The sequence below is a fragment of the Aeromonas media genome (genome assembly GCF_020423125.1).
Taxonomy (GTDB): domain Bacteria; phylum Pseudomonadota; class Gammaproteobacteria; order Enterobacterales; family Aeromonadaceae; genus Aeromonas; species Aeromonas media.
In genome coordinates, this window is sequence record NZ_CP075564.1 from 1,854,751 (window position 1) to 1,871,222 (window position 16,472).

19 protein-coding genes, 1 tRNA gene and 1 other RNA gene are annotated in these 16,472 nt (G+C 61.4%); 5 read left to right on the forward strand and 16 right to left on the reverse strand.

The genetic code is table 11. The features are described from left to right. Positions 1-65: 65 nt before the first annotated feature. From nuoC to mepA, 11 genes are all read right to left on the reverse strand, one after another. Positions 66-1,871, reverse strand: a complete 1,806-nt coding sequence (gene nuoC, locus KI797_RS08550; protein WP_042650472.1) for an NADH-quinone oxidoreductase subunit C/D — start codon at positions 1,869-1,871, stop codon at positions 66-68. Positions 1,872-1,873: 2 nt separating this feature from the next. Further along, positions 1,874-2,548, reverse strand: a complete 675-nt coding sequence (locus tag KI797_RS08555; RefSeq protein WP_005324228.1) for a NuoB/complex I 20 kDa subunit family protein — start codon at positions 2,546-2,548, stop codon at positions 1,874-1,876. A gap of 29 nt (positions 2,549-2,577) precedes the next feature. Next, complete coding sequence (locus KI797_RS08560; RefSeq protein WP_025327214.1) at positions 2,578-2,982, reverse strand: NADH-quinone oxidoreductase subunit A; 405 nt, start codon at positions 2,980-2,982, stop codon at positions 2,578-2,580. 258 nt (positions 2,983-3,240) lie between these two features. Further along, positions 3,241-4,119: a flagellar motor protein MotB gene (locus tag KI797_RS08565; protein ID WP_226173053.1), complete on the reverse strand. Its 879-nt coding sequence runs from the start codon at positions 4,117-4,119 to the stop codon at positions 3,241-3,243. Next, entirely contained in the window at positions 4,094-4,852 is a 759-nt protein-coding gene (locus KI797_RS08570; RefSeq protein WP_041205919.1) for a flagellar motor protein, read from the reverse strand. Before KI797_RS08570 ends, KI797_RS08565 begins: the two co-directional genes overlap by 26 nt. A 277-nt stretch (positions 4,853-5,129) precedes the next feature. After that, positions 5,130-5,258: non-coding RNA, RtT sRNA (locus KI797_RS08575), on the reverse strand. A gap of 55 nt (positions 5,259-5,313) precedes the next feature. Then, positions 5,314-5,401: transfer RNA gene (locus KI797_RS08580), tRNA-Ser, on the reverse strand. Between the two features lie 177 nt (positions 5,402-5,578). Continuing rightward, positions 5,579-6,196: a TPM domain-containing protein gene (locus tag KI797_RS08585; protein ID WP_226172557.1), complete on the reverse strand. Its 618-nt coding sequence runs from the start codon at positions 6,194-6,196 to the stop codon at positions 5,579-5,581. A gap of 22 nt (positions 6,197-6,218) precedes the next feature. After that, positions 6,219-6,959 carry a TPM domain-containing protein gene (locus KI797_RS08590; protein ID WP_226172559.1) on the reverse strand — a complete coding sequence of 247 codons (741 nt, stop codon included), beginning with the start codon at positions 6,957-6,959 and terminating at the stop codon, positions 6,219-6,221. Continuing rightward, positions 6,956-7,561 (reverse strand): LemA family protein, encoded by a 606-nt coding sequence (locus KI797_RS08595; protein WP_226172561.1) that lies wholly within the window; start codon positions 7,559-7,561, stop codon positions 6,956-6,958. Before KI797_RS08595 ends, KI797_RS08590 begins: the two co-directional genes overlap by 4 nt. Positions 7,562-7,603: 42 nt before the next feature. Further along, entirely contained in the window at positions 7,604-8,347 is a 744-nt protein-coding gene (mepA, locus tag KI797_RS08600; protein ID WP_226172563.1) for a penicillin-insensitive murein endopeptidase, read from the reverse strand. Between the two features lie 164 nt (positions 8,348-8,511). On the opposite strand from mepA, the gene KI797_RS08605 reads away from it, so the two are divergent. Both KI797_RS08605 and KI797_RS08610 read left to right on the forward strand, forming a co-directional pair. Further along, entirely contained in the window at positions 8,512-9,054 is a 543-nt protein-coding gene (locus tag KI797_RS08605) for a hypothetical protein (RefSeq protein WP_226172565.1), read from the forward strand. A gap of 211 nt (positions 9,055-9,265) precedes the next feature. Further along, positions 9,266-9,544, forward strand: coding sequence for an RNA recognition motif domain-containing protein (locus KI797_RS08610; RefSeq protein ID WP_081805676.1), 279 nt, complete (start codon positions 9,266-9,268; stop codon positions 9,542-9,544). A 76-nt stretch (positions 9,545-9,620) separates the two neighbouring features. Here the strand turns inward: KI797_RS08610 and KI797_RS08615 are convergent, their stop codons facing one another. Then, positions 9,621-10,520: an aldo/keto reductase gene (locus KI797_RS08615; RefSeq protein ID WP_226172567.1), complete on the reverse strand. Its 900-nt coding sequence runs from the start codon at positions 10,518-10,520 to the stop codon at positions 9,621-9,623. 170 nt (positions 10,521-10,690) lie between these two features. Here KI797_RS08615 and KI797_RS08620 point away from each other — a divergent pair, with 170 nt between their 5' ends. From KI797_RS08620 to ltaE, 3 genes are all read left to right on the forward strand, one after another. Next, complete coding sequence (locus KI797_RS08620) at positions 10,691-11,098, forward strand: XRE family transcriptional regulator (RefSeq protein ID WP_226172570.1); 408 nt, start codon at positions 10,691-10,693, stop codon at positions 11,096-11,098. A gap of 72 nt (positions 11,099-11,170) precedes the next feature. After that, on the forward strand, positions 11,171-11,878 hold the full coding sequence (locus KI797_RS08625) for an SDR family oxidoreductase (protein ID WP_226172572.1): 708 nt from the start codon (positions 11,171-11,173) through the stop codon (positions 11,876-11,878). 86 nt (positions 11,879-11,964) lie between these two features. After that, a complete protein-coding gene (gene ltaE / locus KI797_RS08630) occupies positions 11,965-12,981 on the forward strand; it encodes a low-specificity L-threonine aldolase (RefSeq protein ID WP_042650284.1) in 1,017 nt (338 codons plus the stop codon). 67 nt (positions 12,982-13,048) lie between these two features. Here ltaE and KI797_RS08635 read toward each other — a convergent pair whose 3' ends face one another. From KI797_RS08635 to KI797_RS08650, 4 genes are all read right to left on the reverse strand, one after another. Beyond that, positions 13,049-13,480 carry a PAS domain-containing protein gene (locus tag KI797_RS08635; RefSeq protein ID WP_042650276.1) on the reverse strand — a complete coding sequence of 144 codons (432 nt, stop codon included), beginning with the start codon at positions 13,478-13,480 and terminating at the stop codon, positions 13,049-13,051. Positions 13,481-13,586: 106 nt separating this feature from the next. Further along, on the reverse strand, positions 13,587-14,603 hold the full coding sequence (locus tag KI797_RS08640) for a response regulator (RefSeq protein WP_226172574.1): 1,017 nt from the start codon (positions 14,601-14,603) through the stop codon (positions 13,587-13,589). Positions 14,604-14,649: 46 nt separating this feature from the next. Continuing rightward, complete coding sequence (locus tag KI797_RS08645; RefSeq protein ID WP_005327789.1) at positions 14,650-15,594, reverse strand: LysR family transcriptional regulator; 945 nt, start codon at positions 15,592-15,594, stop codon at positions 14,650-14,652. A gap of 77 nt (positions 15,595-15,671) precedes the next feature. Continuing rightward, positions 15,672-16,373 carry a DUF2982 domain-containing protein gene (locus KI797_RS08650; protein WP_319003260.1) on the reverse strand — a complete coding sequence of 234 codons (702 nt, stop codon included), beginning with the start codon at positions 16,371-16,373 and terminating at the stop codon, positions 15,672-15,674. Positions 16,374-16,472 lie beyond the last annotated feature (99 nt).

The following is a 16,472-nucleotide window of genomic DNA, read 5'->3' on the forward strand; positions in this document are numbered from 1 at the left end:
CCTTTTGTGGCTTTTCCCTTTACTGCGCGTCTTGCCCTTCGCCCCGTCGGCCGGGGCGAGAGGACTCAACGATCCACATCTGACATAACGAAATCGATACTGCCCAGGTAGACGATGAGGTCCGACACCATCTGGCCACGGATCACCGAGGGGATCTGCTGCAAGTGGGCAAAGCTCGGGGTCCGGATCCGGGTCCGGTAGCTCATGGTGGAGCCGTCGCTGGTCAGGTAGTAGCTGTTGACGCCCTTGGTCGCCTCTATCATCTGGAAGGACTCGGCGGCCGGCATCACCGGGCCCCATGACACTTGCAGGAAGTGGGTGATCAGGGTCTCGATGTCCTGCAAGGTGCGCTCTTTGGGCGGCGGCGTGGTGAGCGGGTGATCCGCTTTGAAGGGCCCCGCCGGCATGTTCTTCATGCACTGCTCTATGATGCGCATGCTCTGGCGGATCTCCTCGATGCGCACGGTGGCGCGGTCGTAGGCATCCCCGTTGCTGCCCACCGGTACCTCGAATTCGAACTGATCGTAGCCGGAATAAGGGCGCCATTTGCGCACATCGAAGTTGAGGCCGGTGGCCCGCAGACCGCCCCCCGTGGTGCCCCAGGCGAGCGCCTGCGCCGTGTTGTAGGCGGCGACGCCGATGGTGCGACCGCGCAGTATGCTGTTGCGCATGGCGGCCTTTTCATACTCCATCAAGCGCTTGGGCAGCCAGCTCAGCAGGTTGTCCTGGATGAGGCGAGCCCAGCCGGTGGGCAGATCGTGGGCCACACCGCCGATACGGAACCAGGCCGGGTGCATGCGGGCGCCCGTGATAGCCTCGATGATGGTGTAGATCTTCTGCCGGTCGGTGAAGGTGAAGAAGACCGGGGTCATGGCACCCACGTCCTGGATGTAGGTGCCAAGGAACAGCAGGTGGCTCTGGATGCGAAACAGCTCCGCCATCATCACCCGGATCATGTCGACCCGGTTGGGTACCTTGATCCCCGCCAGCTTCTCGACCGCCAGCACATAGGGCAGGTTGTTCATCACCCCCCCCAGGTACTCGACCCGGTCGGTGTAGGGGATGTAGCTGTGCCAGGACTGGCGCTCGCCCATCTTCTCGGCACCGCGGTGGTGATAGCCGATGTCGGGCACGCAGTCGCGGATCTCTTCCCCGTCGAGCTGCAACACCAGGCGGAAGGCACCGTGGGCCGAGGGGTGGTTGGGACCGAGGTTAAGGAACATGTAGTCCTCGTTCTCGTTGCCACGGGCCATGCCCCACTCTTCGGGCTTGAACAGCAGGTTGTCCTGCTCCTGATCCTGCTTGACCGCATCGAGCATGAAGGGATCGAACTCGGTGGCGCGGGCCGGGTAGTCCTTGCGCAGCGGGTGTCCCTGCCAGCTCTTGGGCATCATGATGCGGGTCAGATGGGGGTGACCGTCGAAGGTGATGCCCATCAGATCCCAGACTTCCCGCTCGTACCAGTTGGCGTTGGGGAAGTGGCGGCTGATGGTGGGCAGGTGCAGATCGCTCTCCATCAGCGGCACCTTCAGCATCACATCGGCGTTACGGTCGATGGAGATGAGGTGATAGAAGACGGTGAAGTCGCTGTCCGGCAGGCCGTGACGATGGCTGCGCATCCGCTCGTCGGTGGCGCTGAGATCAAACAGCATCACGAAGGGGGAGGGGAGCTTTTGCAAAAAGCCCATCACGTCCAGCAGCAGATCGCGGGAGAGCCAGATCACCGGCACCCCGGTGCGGGTGCTCTGCACCGTGAAGCGCTCTGCACCGAAGTGGGCAAAGAGTTCGCCGACCACCTGGGCATCGGCGTGATCCGCCGTCTGCCCCTGGGCCATGGTGTAGTTGCTTGGGAATTCTCGAGTCAGTTTCATGGTCAGATCTCATCCGGCGTGCGCAGGTTGGTGACTTGGATGCGCTCTTCCCGCTTGCGATCCTTCTCCGCCTGCATCTGGGGACGGTAGACCCCCTGATCGCCCACCACCCAGGAGAGGGGACGGCGCTCCTTGCCGATGGAGTCTTGCAGCAGCATCAGGGCTTGCAGGAAGGCTTCGGGACGGGGCGGGCAGCCCGGGATGTAGACGTCGACCGGCAGGAACTTGTCCACCCCCTGCACCACGGAATAGATGTCATACATGCCGCCCGAGTTGGCACAGGCCCCCATGGAGATGACCCACTTGGGTTCGAGCAGTTGTTCATAGAGGCGCTGGATGACCGGCGCCATCTTGATGAAGGGAGTCCCTGCGATCACCATGAAATCCGCCTGACGGGGCGAAGCCCGGATGACTTCGGCGCCGAAGCGGGCCACGTCATGGGGGGAGGTGAAGGCGGTACACATCTCCACATAGCAGCAGGAGATGCCGAAGTTGTAGGGCCAGAGGGAGTTCTTGCGGCCCCAGTTGACGGTGTCTTGCAGCACCTCTTCGAGGCGCCCGATCATGATGCCGCGGGTCGCCTGCTGCGCCAGCGGGTCATCGACGGTCTGGCGCTGTTCCTGGGGGTAGCGCTCAACGGGCGCATCCGGGTCAATCCGGGTCAGGGTGTACTTCATGGTGCAACCTCAAAGGGATAATCGGTAAATCAGTCTGGCTTCTTGTCAGTCAGGACGCGTTTCTTCGGGGCCCAGTCGAGGGCACCGATGCGCCACAGGTAGATGAGGCCTACCAGCAGCAGGGTGATGAAGATGGTGGCTTCGATGAAACCGACCCAGCCGCTCTCCCGAACGGAGACAGACCAGGCGAAGAGATAGAGCGCCTCGACGTCGAAGATGACGAAGAACATGGCGACCAGATAGAACTTGGCGGAGAAACGCAGACGGGCATTGCCGACGGAGTCGATGCCCGATTCAAAGGGCCTGTTTTTGGCACGGCCATAGGCTCGTCCCCCCAGCAAGGCGGCGACGCCTATCATGGTCAGACAGATGCAGATGGCCCCAATGACGTAGACAGCAAAGGCCCAATGCTGGACAGCAATATCAGCAAACATATAGGTTTTCCCTAACCGAATTAATCATGTGACTTAACAAGGATGCTACGTAGTATGCCACTTTCATACTGATTTACATGTCATTTCAAAGGATTAATTATTAATCAACGGGGGGAAAATCGCGTTTTGCTAGCGGGGTCAATTTTCTCATTTGAGAATCATTTTCAATTGCTTTTACGCGGTGAGAGAAATGGCGAAATGGTGCAAAAAACAAACTAATCGACAAAACGAAAGACCCCGCATGGCGGGGTCTTTTCCTCAGGGGGCGAGGAGGGGAAGGGCCTGCTCTGCCGCTTTGCCCTGGGAGAGCACTATCTCCACCCGGCGGTTGGCCTGGCGATGGGCCGGGGTGTCGTTGGCAAAGCGGGGCTGGGTGTCCGCCACGCCCTGGGCGATGACGCGGCGTGAATCCAGCTTGGGGTTGGTGAGCAGGGTATGGACTATGGTGGCGGCTCGCAGCACCGACAGCTCCCAGTTGTTGCGATAGAGCTCCACCGGCGCCTGGGAGTTGTCGGTGTGGCCGGTGACCACCACCATGCCCGGAATATCGGCCAGCACGTTGGAGACCTTGTTGACCAGGGGGATGAACTGGGGCTGCAGGAAGGCCGAGTCGGCCGGGAACAGGGTCTTCTCGCCGATGCGGATCACCAGCTGGCTGCCGAGTTGTTCCACCTCGATCTCCTTGGATTCAATCTGGCTCTTGAGCTGCTGATCCAGTTTTTGCTTGGTGAGGGCGGCCCACTCCTGCTCCTTGGTCTTGTGGGGCCATGACTCGGTGGCGCTGGGTTTCTCAGAGGCGCCTATGGTCTCGTTGAAGGGATCGGCCGCGACGGCCGGCGCCTGGGTGTCCAGCACTTCCTCCTTCTGGGAGGTGCCCGGCGTGGTCTTGGACTCCGGCTCCAGAATGCCGGTCCCCCCCTGCATCACGGGAGAACCGGCGGGCAGAGAGATGAGGCCTATCTTGCCAAGCGACTCGATAAAGCCCTGGATCAGCACCCGGGTCTCCGATTGCTTGGCCATGGCGAAGGAGTAAAGCACCACGAACAGGGCAAACAGCAGGGTCATGAAGTCGGCATAGGAGACCAGCCAGCGCTCATGGTTCTCCGGTGCCTCAGCCTTTTTCTTTTTCGCCACCATGGCCTCCGAGGTAGGGTTCAAGGGTCACTTGCAGTCGCTGTTGTGACTCGCCGTCCACTATGCAGAGGATGCCGGTCAGGGTCATCTCCTTGTAGTGGCGGATCTGGTGGGCGAAGCCCTTGTAGCGGTTGCCAAAGGGCAGGAAGATCAGGTTGGCGGCGCCGACCCCGTAGATGGTGGCGATGAAGGCCACCGCGATGGCACCACCGAGCTTGTCCGGTGCATCCAGCAGCCCCATGGCATGAATGAGGCCGAATACGGCTCCGACTATCCCCATGGTCGGGCAGTAGCCCCCCATGGCTTCGTAGAATTTGACGGTCTGCTCGAGATCTTCCTGCTCAAACTCGATCTCGTTTTCCAGCACCTCGTGGATTTTGGTCTTCTCGTAGCCATCCACCATCATCTGTACCCCCTTTTGCAGGAAGGGATCCTTGATGTCATCGATCATCCCCTCCAGTGCCAGCATGCCGCTGCGCCGGGCGTTGCCTGCCAGGGTCTCCAGTAGCTGAGCCTGCTCCAGCATGTCGAGGCGCAGGGGAGAGATGAGCCACTTGAAGCGCTTGAAGGTTTTGCCGACCACGGAGAAGGGGAACTGGGTCAGTGCGGCTCCCACGGTTCCCCCGATCACGATGAGAAAGGCGGGGAGATCGAGCAGGGCGCTGGGATGTCCCCCCTCGATGAGGTTGCCGCCCAGGATGGCAGCCAGGGCCAGCAGCAAACCGATAAGACTCATTTGTCCATATCCCTATGCGATGTGTGTGGCTAGTGTAGCTATTTAACTATCAGTTTTTCAAAACGAAATACAATCGGTGAGCAATATCCGAGAGGATACCGATATGGCTCCACCTTCCTGTGTCGGCCCGAGTCGCGGGATCATGAGGGCTGGCGGGCGCGAACATGGCAGCAACCGGGCAGTATGGGGCTTTGATGAAGTGGAGAGAGATTGCGCCGACAGCTCGGTGATGAAAAGGAGTGATGAGCGAGGCGTGGTAGTGGAGGTCGGCTCTGCGTAGCGGTGAGGGAGGGATGATTTGCCACTGCGTGGCTCACCCCTTCGGGGCGGCCTCTGGCCGTTCATCGCGGCAAGCCGCTCTGCTCGAACCCGGCGAGGGTTCTCACCCTCCCTCTATGCGCATCAGGGAACACTGTAGCCCAGATGCAAAAAACCGACCCTGAGGTCGGTTTTTTATAATTTGGCGGTGAGGGAGGGATTCGAACCCTCGATACGTTGCCGTATACACACTTTCCAGGCGTGCTCCTTCAGCCACTCGGACACCTCACCAAATTTTGGACTGCTGCTTAACGTGTTCAATCACCACGTCGTTCGCTGCGCCGTTGCGCTGGAACGGGGCGTAATTTAGGGGAAAGCTGACTCGGGGTCAAACACTTTTCCCCTTATTATTCAGAATCTTTATCGAATGCCTATCCCTTGAACAGAATGCCGGTTTTTTAAGCCGACTCAGGGTTTGTCCAAAATGATCAGGCTGTCGGGCAACTCGTTTTGATCCCGGGTGGCCGGAAACGCATCGGTCAGGATGGCGCTGGTGCGATCCACGCACTCGAGGAAGCCTTGTTCCACCTCCTTGTTGCGCACCCGCACCACGAAGTCGTCGATGATCTGTTGCCACTGCGCGTTGTCTATGTGCTGGGCGATGCCGTCATCCAGCAGGATCTCCACATAGTGCTCCGCCACCGAGACGAAGATCAGCACCCCGAGCCGGTCGCGGGTGCGGTGCAGCCCCTGCTCGACAAATTGCAGGCGGGCCATCAGTGCGGCCCTGTGTTGACGCACTTTTTTCGGGATCAGCCGCATCTTGATGGGGGTCCAGTGGAACAGCAGGCTCAGCAGCAACCAGACCGACCACTGCACCAGCAGGATCTCGTACCAGCCGAGCCAGAAGCCGAGCTGGAACACCAGCAGGGGAGTGAGCATGGCCAGCAGCGCGGCCCAGAGGGTCGGAATATAGCGATAGCCATCGCTGGCCGGGGCCAGCACTGTGACCAGTTCGGCGTCCGTGGCCTGCTCGGCCTGCCGTACCCTGGCCTGCAAGGTGTGATAGAACTGTTTCGAAATCATCTTGTTGTCTCTTGTTCCCTGATTACCAACCGCCGGAAGCACCGCCGCCACTAAAACTGCCACCGCCGCCACTGAAACCACCGCCGCCCCCAAAACCGCCGCCGGTGCGTCCGGCACCGAAACCGCCGACCAGATAGGCGGCGTTGCGCCGGCCGCGACCGCCGCCACCACCACCACCACCTCCCCGCAGGTTATGCAGCACGATCATCACTATCACTACCAGGATGAAGAGCCAGGGGCCGCCTTGCTTCTCCTCCTTGCTGGCGTTGTCTACGGGCTGATACTCCCCGGCCAGGGCCTGCATGATGCCTTGGCTGCCGGCGACCACGCCGGCCACCATGTCGCCGCGCTTGAAGGCGGGCAGGATCCGGGTCTGGATGATGTTGGCGGCGATGGCATCGGGCAGAGCTCCTTCCAGGCCATAACCCACTTCGATGCGCACCTTGCGCTCATCCTGAGCGATCAGCAGCAGCACGCCGTTGTTCTTGCCCTTCTGGCCTATGCCCCAGTGGCGACCGAGCTGGTAGCCGTACTCCTCTATGGTCTCCCCATCGAGGCTGTCGATGGAGACCACCACCAGCTGGATGCCGCTGCGCTTCTCGAAGGCGGCCAGTTGCTGGGTCAGCTGGTGGGCCTGCTTGCGAGACATCAGGGCCGCCTCATCCACCACACGCCCACTTAACGGCGGAAAGGCGGGGGCGGCTTGCAGCGTTGTCGTCCAGAGCAACAGCAAGGGGAGCAGCGCGCGCAACATCATCGTCATTGGAAGCTGACCTTGGGCGCCTCATCGGCACCGGGTTTGGCGCTGAAACTGGGTTTGGCTTCCAGATCCGAGTAGAGCAGCTTGGACCAGATGACCCCGGGGAAGGTGCGGATCTCGGTATTGAACTGGCGCACCGCCTCTATGTAGTCGCGTCGCGCCACCGCAATGCGATTCTCGGTGCCTTCCAGCTGGGCCTGCAGGGTCAGGAACTGCTGATCCGCTTTCAGATCCGGGTAGCGCTCGACCACCACCATCAGGCGGGAGAGGGCGCTGGAGAGCTGATCCTGGGCCGCTTCAAAGGCCTTGAGCTGGGCGGGGTCGCTCACCTGCAGGCTGCCGACCCGGGCGCGGGCATCGGTCACCGCCTTCAAGGTCTCCTGCTCGTGGCTGGCGTACCCCTTGACGGTCGCCACCAGGTTGGGAATGAGATCGGCCCGGCGTTGGTACTGGTTCTCGACCTGGCCCCAACTCGCCTTGACCTGCTCATCCAGGGTGGGGATGTTGTTCATGCCGCACCCGGTCAATCCTAGCAGCAGGGTGAAAGTCAGCAGGCACTGGGTGGCCCTGTGCCGGAGTGAAATGGCCATCTTGTTGTTCTCCATTGCAATTTCGAGCGGATATCGGCTCACCATAGCAGCTTGTGGTCAACCCTCACAACGCCTCGGTAGGGCGGGGGCACGGTAGCTCATGGAGACCTTGGGCAACTGGGGCTTGTCCTTGAGCCAGGAGGCCAGTTCGGCATCGCAACCGTTGCCGGGCGGGATGGGCGCCTGGGGCTGGCAATCCGGGCTGTTCACCGGGCAGCGCAACCTGACGTGGAAGTGGCTGAAGTGGCCGACCCAGGGGCGCAGCTTGGCGACCCAGGGTTCATCGGCCGCCCGTTTGCACACCTCGGCCTTGATGACGGGGTTGACGAAGATGCGCGCCACCTCGGGCTTGTTGGCAGCGAGGCGCAGAAGATTGAGCTGCTGGGGGCCGAAACGGCCGGGCAGCATACGGTAGCTGGGCTCGTCGATCAGCGCCCACTCCTTGGGGGCATCCTGCTCCCACTGGCTGATGGGTCTGTCGGCCATCCGGAACCAGATGTCGGCATCGAGGCCGGTCTGGTGGCTGCGATGACCAGAGGTGAAGGGGCCGCCCCGGGCCATGGCGAGATCGGCGATATAGAGATCCGGCATGCCGGCCAGCCTGGTCTGGTTGGCCAGGCCCTGCAGGTAGTGAATGAGGTCGGGGTGACCGTAATAGCGCAGCCGCTTGCTGCGGATCACCTGATAGCCGGGCCCTGTCAGCGGCAGGGCCACGGCATTTTTCAGGCAACCGGCCGCGTAGCCGCCGATGGCTTCTGCATAGAGGGCGCTGGTGGTGAGCAGCAGGGCAGTGGCGAACATGGGACTCCTGAAGATGGCGGGCTCAGACAGCCCCAAGCATACCAAGAGTTGCGGCTGGCCGTCATCCGTGCCGCCGCGCCGGTTGCAACCCATGGGCGGGCTCGCGCACAATGCGGGCCAACGCCGATGCGGCAGGGCCGTTTCCATCATGTGAGGAGGATGAAATGAGAGTCAGTGAACTGGCATCGCAGGGGGGCGTGAACTGGCTGATGCCCCCGGCGCGGCGCTTCTACGGGGTCATGATCTGCCTGTTGCTGGCGAGCCTGGGGACTGTGGTGGCCGCACTCTTGCTGGGTTATCCCGAGATGGGGCTGCTGCCCTGGGTCGGTCTGGTGTTTGGCGGCATAGTGCTGGTGATGATGGTGTTGCCGCGCAACTGGCAGCGCTGGCGGTTGGCGGAGCTCGCCTGGGACGATCATCACCTCTATCTGCTCAACGGTGGCGAAGACCGGGCCCTGGCCCTGCCGAAGGCGGCGCTGGTGGGCATAGAGCGGGATCGCAAGGTGGGTCACGACGGTCAGTGGCTCGACTTCAGCCTGGATCTCGGGCTGGATGAAGAGACCCTGGCCGACGCCGCCGGCTTACTGGGCCTGACCCGGGAAGGCACCCATGAGGTGGCCCCCGGGGTCTATCGCTTCGGTTTTAAACGGGCCTGGCACAGCCGCCGAGCCCTGAACAAGCTGTTGGCCGCGCTGCAGCCGGCCTGACTATTTTCTCGACAATTCACCGTAAAGCTCAGATACTCCCTCTGATTCGAATTGATCTTTCCTGCTCCGATAGTCCAAGAGATCAACGACTTGGGCTGTGAAGCAGGGAGTGCCACGGCATGATGCCATGGCTGGTCCGGCAGGGGGGTTGTGCCCTTACTCCAGGTCGGTGGATGCATAGATAAGGCACCTTGAATCGAGAGTAGATGGCATGAAGATTTACGTAGGTAATCTGTCGTACCGGATGACGGCCGACGAACTGACAAACGTGTTCAGCCAATTTGGGCAGGTAGACAAGGTCGATATCATCATCGATCGCGATACCGGTCAGTCCAAGGGGTTTGGCTTCATTGAAATGCCTGTCAACGGGGATGCCGAGAAGGCCATCGCCGAGTTGCATGGCACCGAAATAGGTGGCCGTACCATTACGGTCAACCAGGCCAAACCGAAGACAGATGCACCTCGTGGCCGCCCTCAGCGCCATCGTTGAATCGTCTCGATAACGAAAAACGGCATGGATCTCTCCATGCCGTTTTTGTTTGCCTCGCGATCAGGGGCAGGCGGGATCAGGGCACATCGTAACCCAGGGCGGCCTTGCGGATGCGGAACCACTGCTGGCGGCTGAGCTGGATGGATTCGGCCGCCACGGCGGCGGCGATCCGCTCCCGCTTGCCCGAGCCGATGAGCGGCAGCGGCTGGCTCGGCAGCATCATCACCCAGGCGTAGACCACCTGTTCCATGGTCTGGGCCCCCAGCTCCTGGCGGATCAGTTCGAGCTCGGCCCGCAGCGGGGCATAGGCGGGATCGTTGAACAACCGTCCGCCACCGAGACAGGACCAGGCCATGGGCTTGATGCCCAGTTGCTGACACTGATCCAGGGCGCCATCCAGCGTCCCTTCCTGGTGCAGCGGCGAGATCTCCAGCTGGTTGGTGACCAGCGGGAAGGGCAGGCGGGATTGCAGCAGCGCGAACTGGTGGGGAGTGAAGTTGGAGACGCCGGCGTGCTTGATCTTGCCCGCCTGCTTGAGGTTGATGAAGGCCTCGGCCACCTCGTCGGCATTCATCAGAGGGTCGGGGCGGTGGATCAGCAGCAGATCCAGGTGATCGGTGCCGAGCTTTTGCAAGGAGGCTTCTGCACTGGCGACGATGTGGCCCTTGCTGGTGTTGTAGTGATTGAGAGCGTGTTCCGGCTTGGCGGTGAGGGCGATGCCGCACTTGCTGACAATCTCCATCCGGCTGCGCAGGGAGGGCTCCAGACGCAGGGCGTGGCCGAAGGCCTCTTCGCACTGGTAACCGCCGTAGATATCGGCGTGATCTATGGTGGTGATCCCGAGATCCAGGTGGTATTTCATCAGATCCAGCAGGGCGGCCGGGGAGAGTTGCCACTCCATCAGGCGCCAGTAGCCCATGATGAGGCGGGAGAAGGTGGGGCCTTGATGGTGCAGGGCAAGACGGGATACTGACATGGTGACTCCTCTATGGATAAATAGATGGATAAATAAAGGCAGAATGAATGCTGCCAGCATCTTGGTCTCTTCTGGCGGACAAGGCAATAATACCCCCTTTGCGAATTCGAACTATGGTTCTGACCACCCCACTGACCGTGGCCAGCATGCCAGTGAGAGGAGAGCGTGTGATGGAAGGATTTGCCGCCAGGCTGCAGAGCCTGATCGGGGAGGGTAGCGTCAGCGCCTTTGCCCGCAAAGTGGGGCTGAGTGAGGCTCTGATCCGCAAGTATCTGAAAGGGGCCGAGCCCGGCCTTGGCAAGGCGAACCAGATCGCCATGGGGGCGAACTGTTCCCTGGAGTGGCTCGCCACCGGTTGCGGTTACCTCTATCGCCAGGCCGAGGTGGTGGACAGGGACGCGCTGGCGGCGGCGGGGGCGCTGGTGCAGGAGACGCTCCCCGGCCAGCCGATGCCGGACGAGGAGCAACTGGTGACCCTGCTCGCTTACTATCAGTTTTTGCGCAGCCACAAGCAGGCGGACGGCTTTCTGGATCTGGCGCGGGCGAGGGAGTTCGGACGTCACCTGGCAGAGGCCTGAGGCCGCAGGTCAGCGGCAGCCTGCCATTCTTCTGATACCCTCTAAGCAAAGGACAAAACCAAGGACACACAGATGAGTTATCTGATCCTGGGCAGTGGTGGATTGGGGGGGGCCCTGGCCCATGAGCTCGCCAGCCGTGGCGAAGAGTGGTTGCTGGCGGGCAGACAACTGCCCAAAGGACTGGATCCGGCCTGTTATTTCCCGTTGCAGGAGGTGGACCCGCTCTCCTTCGACGCCCTGTTCACCCTCTATGACACCGTCACCCTGCCGAATGTGGTGATCAACACCATAGGTCTGCTGCACGATCTCAGCCACATGCCGGAGCGGCGAGTGGAGGAGGTGAGTCCCCAGTGGCTTGGGGAAAGCCTGCAGGCCAATGCCTGGCCCCACCTGGCCTTGGGTGCCAGCCTGAGCAGGCTCATGACCCCCGAGAGCCGGCTGTGGCTCTGCTCTCTCTCGGATCTGGCGGGCAGCCTGGGTGAGGCTCATAGGGAGCCCGCTCGCCGTTACAGCTATCGGATGAGCAAGGCAGCCCTCAACATGGGATCCCGGATCCTGGCCGCCGAGTGGGCCGAGCGATTCCCCGGTGCCGGGGTCATCACGGTTCATCCTGGACTCATGGATACTCCCATGCAGCAACCCTTCCGACAGGAGATTGACCCAGCCCTGTTGCAGGATCCGGTCCTGGTGGCACCGCAGTTGCTGGATCTCCTGGCCTCGCTGAACCAGGCGCACTCTGGCCGCTTCGTGGACTTGCGCGGCCAGCCGCTGCCCTGGTGAGCCGCCGGGCTCACATTCCCGCCCCCCATCCCTTGCCAGCACAGTCCCGGCTGGTTAATGTCATCCTCCTGCATCAGGAGGATGACATGCGCTATATCGATTTACGAAGTGATACCGTGACCCAGCCCACGGAGGCCATGCGCCAGAGCATGCTGCACGCCGAGGTGGGCGATGATGTCTACGGGGAAGATCCCAGCATCAATGCGCTCGAGCACAAAGGTGCTGAGTTGCTGGGCAAGGAGGCGGCCCTGTTCGTGCCATCTGGCACCATGTCCAACTTGCTGGCGATGATGAGCCACTGCCAGCGTGGAGAAGGGGCCGTGCTGGGCTCGGCCTCTCACATCTATCGCTACGAGGCGCAAGGATCCGCCGTGCTGGGCTCGGTGGCTCTGCAGTCTGTTCCCATGCAGGCCGACGGTACCCTGGCGCTTAAGGACGTGCGGGCCGCCATCGCCCCCGATGACGCCCACTTCGTCCAGACCCGGCTGGTGTGCCTTGAGAACACCCACAATGGCAAGGTGCTGCCGCTGCCCTACCTGCGCGAGATGCGCGATTTTGTGGATGAGCACGGCTTGCTGCTGCACCTGGACGGCGCCCGTCTGTTCAATGCCGTGGTGGCGAGCGGCGAGCCGGTCGCGGCTATCGCCGCTCCTTTCGACAGCATTTCCGTCTGTCTCTCCAAGGGGCTGGGTGCGCCGGTCGGTTCACTGCTGGTGGGTTCCCATGGTTTCATCGCGCGGGCCAGACGGCTGCGCAAGATGCTGGGGGGCGGCATGCGCCAGGCTGGGATCCTGGCCCAGGCCGCACTTTTTGCCCTGGATCAGCACGTCACCCGGCTGGCGGACGATCATCGCCGCGCCCGGCGTCTGGCAGAGGGGCTGGCTTCCTTGCCAGGCGTCGCGCTCAATATGGAAGAGGTGCAGACCAACATGGTGTTCCTGCGCCTGACCCAGGGGGATCCCGCCACCTTGCTCGGCTTCATGAAGGAGCGCGGCATCCTCTTCTCCGGCTATGGGGAGCTGAGGCTGGTGACCCATCTGCAGATCACCGATGACGACATAGACGAGGTGATCGATGCCTTCACCGAGTTCCTGAACGGCTGAAGGTGATCGGCAAGTATGGAAAGAAGGGCGCCTGATGGCGCCCTTCTTGTGTCTCTGTGCCGAGGGCTCACCCCTGGCGCTGGCCCGTGATCAGCATGGCCTCGTCGGTGGCGTCGTAGATCATGATGGCCAGATGGGTGACCTCGCCGCCAAAATCGGCAAGGGGCACCAGGGTCAGGTTCTGGTACATGTGGGGAGCCGAGCCTGTAATGGGGCGATAGTTGGAGAAGCGCAGCAGATAGGGGCGCTGCTCCCAGGTGCTGAAGGCGCGGTTGTTGAGCTTGAACACCATGTTGGCCTTGCGCTCCAGCCAGGCGCGGTCCACGTCGGGGAAGAGGTCGAACAGCACCTGATCGCGCACCTCGCCGGCCAGTCGGCCGCTATGGCTCTCCATGAAGCCGTTCCATACCTGTACCCGGTAGCCCTTGTCGAGCACGACCAGCCCCACGTCCAGGTTCTGGACTATATTCATCAGCCAATGAAATTCCCGGATTTCCATGGTCACTCCTGGTGCCTGAGTCTGTGTTGTTGATGCTGGCGATGGGATCACACCGCTAGCGCATATGCATGATCTTGTTATTGATGCTGGCGATGGGGTCACATCGCTAGAGCATATGCATGATCTTGTTGTTCATGGTGGCGATGGAGTCTTCGGTGAACAGCAGCAGCAGGTCGCACTGCACCGCATAACCCTGCACCCGGTAGTTGATCTCGATGGCCAGGGTGCGGCGCCAGCGGCTCTGGTTGGTGCGAATGAGATCTCTAATGGGCCTGTGCTGACCGAGCACCACGGGGTGGCCCTGGCTGAAGGGGGTGTCGAGCTGGTTGGCGTAGCCGCGCAGGAAGGCCCCGATCAAGACGTTGGCGGTATCCATCAGCAGCTCCAGCTCGGCGTTGTGATCCAGCATCCCCTGATGGTTCATCAGGCGTGCCAGATCCTGGAAGCTGGCATCGTGAAACAGCAGCAGCGCCTCGCCGGCGATACCGGCCCCGATGAAACCCTGGCAGACGGCGGAGAGGGTGTCCGACTCCGCGGCGGCCGAGAGGGCCATGTGCAGCTCGGAGACTTCCAGCACGTTGACGTTCGGAATGGGCAGCAGCACGAAGGCGTCCAGCAGGCGGGCCAGCAGATTGGCTCCCTGGCCCATGGCGACGTTGGCGAGCTCCTGATAGACATCCCGCAGCTCGGGGGTGAGCAGGACGGGGGACTCGATGAGCTGTCGTTCGGCAAGGGCAGGGGCGGTGGCCGCGTGCGGTGCCGGTTGCCACAAGCCGTGCCGCTGGAGCAGGGCAAGCAGGGTTTCAGGAGACGCCGGTTTCTTGATGAAATCGAGGGCCCCGAGCGCCATGACGCGGGCATGGGCTTCCGGCTGGATATCGCCGGAGACCACGATCACCTTGCTGCGCAGCCCCTCGCGCTTGAGGGTCTCCAGCACGCCATAGCCGTCCATTTGTGGCATGGTCAGATCGAGAAAGATCAGATCGCCGTGGCCCATCAGGATCTGCTCGACCCCTTCCAGGCCGTCAGCGGCCTGGTGCAGGGTGACATTCCAGCCGGCAGGCAGGGCGCGCATCAACTGCTTGCGAGCGAACCCCGAGTCATCACATATCAATACATTCATAGTGTTAGCCGACCTGTGCAACGAGGATTGCGCTAAGTGTGGGCGATCAACCGTCAGATGCAACGGGCAGCGGCATGGCCGGCAAAAATTGATCGTCCCGTTGATGGTGGCGATAGCGTACGGAGTATTTCTCGACGAAATCGGCAAACATCTTAACACGCAACGGCGTGAACCGGGGCTGGCAATGGAGCATGTAGAAGGGGCGTTTGCCCGACTGCCAGTCCGGCAGCACGGCGACCAGCTGCTCGTCTTGCAGGAAGGGGTGCACATAGTGCAGAGGGGCATTGACGATGCCGAGGTGGCGCCGGGCGGCCCGCACGGCGGCCTGGGTCTGGTTGACGCTCAGGCGCGGTGTCCGCTTGATCTGCACCGTCTGCTGATCCCGCCCGCTCAGCTGCCAGTGCTGGTGGGGCCAGCAATAGATGAGATCGTGCTCTTCCAGTTGCGCCGGATGGGAGGGGATGCCCATCTTCTCCAGATAAAGAGGGGAGGCAAACAGGCCGTACTCGATGTGGCCGAGGCAGAGGGCATTGGGCAGGGTCTGGGAAAGCTCGCCGTTGAAGAACACCAGATCCCTGTCCTGATCACAGAGGGGGGCCTGGTCATTGGTCTGGCTGATGTCGAACTGCACCCCGGGATAGCGCAGACCGAAGTCGGCCAGCATGTCGACCAGGATGGTGTTGGAGAGGGCGATGGGCGCGGCGAGGCGGATGAGGCCGCTGATGTCCGTCTCCTGACCCTGGATCTCGCCGGTTGCCTGCTCGATTTCGGCCAGCGGCGTGCACAGGCGCTCGTAATAGCGCAGCCCCTCGTCGGTGAGGCGCAGCTTGCGAGTGGATCGGTGCAGCAAGGCGCACCCGAGCTGTTCTTCCAGTTGGGAGATGCGTCGACTGATGGTGCCGGTCGGCATGCCCAACGCGGCGGCGGCGTGGGAGAAACCGCCCTCTTGCACCACCTTGACGAACAGATAGAACTCTTCGATGTACTTCATAAGCGGCTTGGGGGGTGTTTGTAACAAGCCCGTGACCTTATGAAGAGTCGCCAGGCTTGGCAAGCGCAATCCGGCGTTTAATTGATCTGGATTAGATTCGACTCGCGTTGGTACTGATTGAGCAAACGGACGAAGTCGACAGGGGATCTGTCCAGGCTGTTGTCCGGTACCAGAAGGTCATAACCCAGCAGGTCACGCAGCCGGGTCATGCGGTTGCCCAGCATGGCGATCACCCCCTCGTATTGCTGGCCCGAGGAGGAGTGAAAGCGGCTCTCCTCCAGCAGCCCCTCTCCCAACAAGCCGGCGCCGCAGCCTCCGGTGAGGCAGTCCGGGCGCTCGCTGCTCATTGCCTGCAACAGCACGGCGCGCTGCTCGGTCAACAGGCGAACGGCCAGCCTGGGTGTGATCAGCGTCAAGAAATCGTCGTAATCCTTAATCTTCAAACCTATGTAGGGCAGGGGCACCAGATCCCACCCTAAATGGATACGTGGCTGGTCAATTCGCTGAATATTTCTCCATTTCAGGATCCAACCGCCGTACTTATGGTGATATTGCAGGCAATCCTGACACAGAGAGAGACTAAAATGAGGCTCAGACAGTTTCAGTGCCCCGACAAGAATTGTCATCAGGCCAGCCAACAGGAGGAAAATGACGGGCATTAACAGTTGTTCGCGAAGGAAAAAAAGTATAAAAATCATAGTAATGGTTATGACCATGCCCAACAATATCAGTGTGAGTCCATTTCTCCTGACCATGGGGATCACATGTAGCGTTTTCATATGATTTCGGCCTTTTTCGCTCGCCTGTTTCCAGATTATGGGCCGGAACGGATTTTGTACCAGCACGGACGCGTTGACCAAACGCGGATCCAGGCCGGT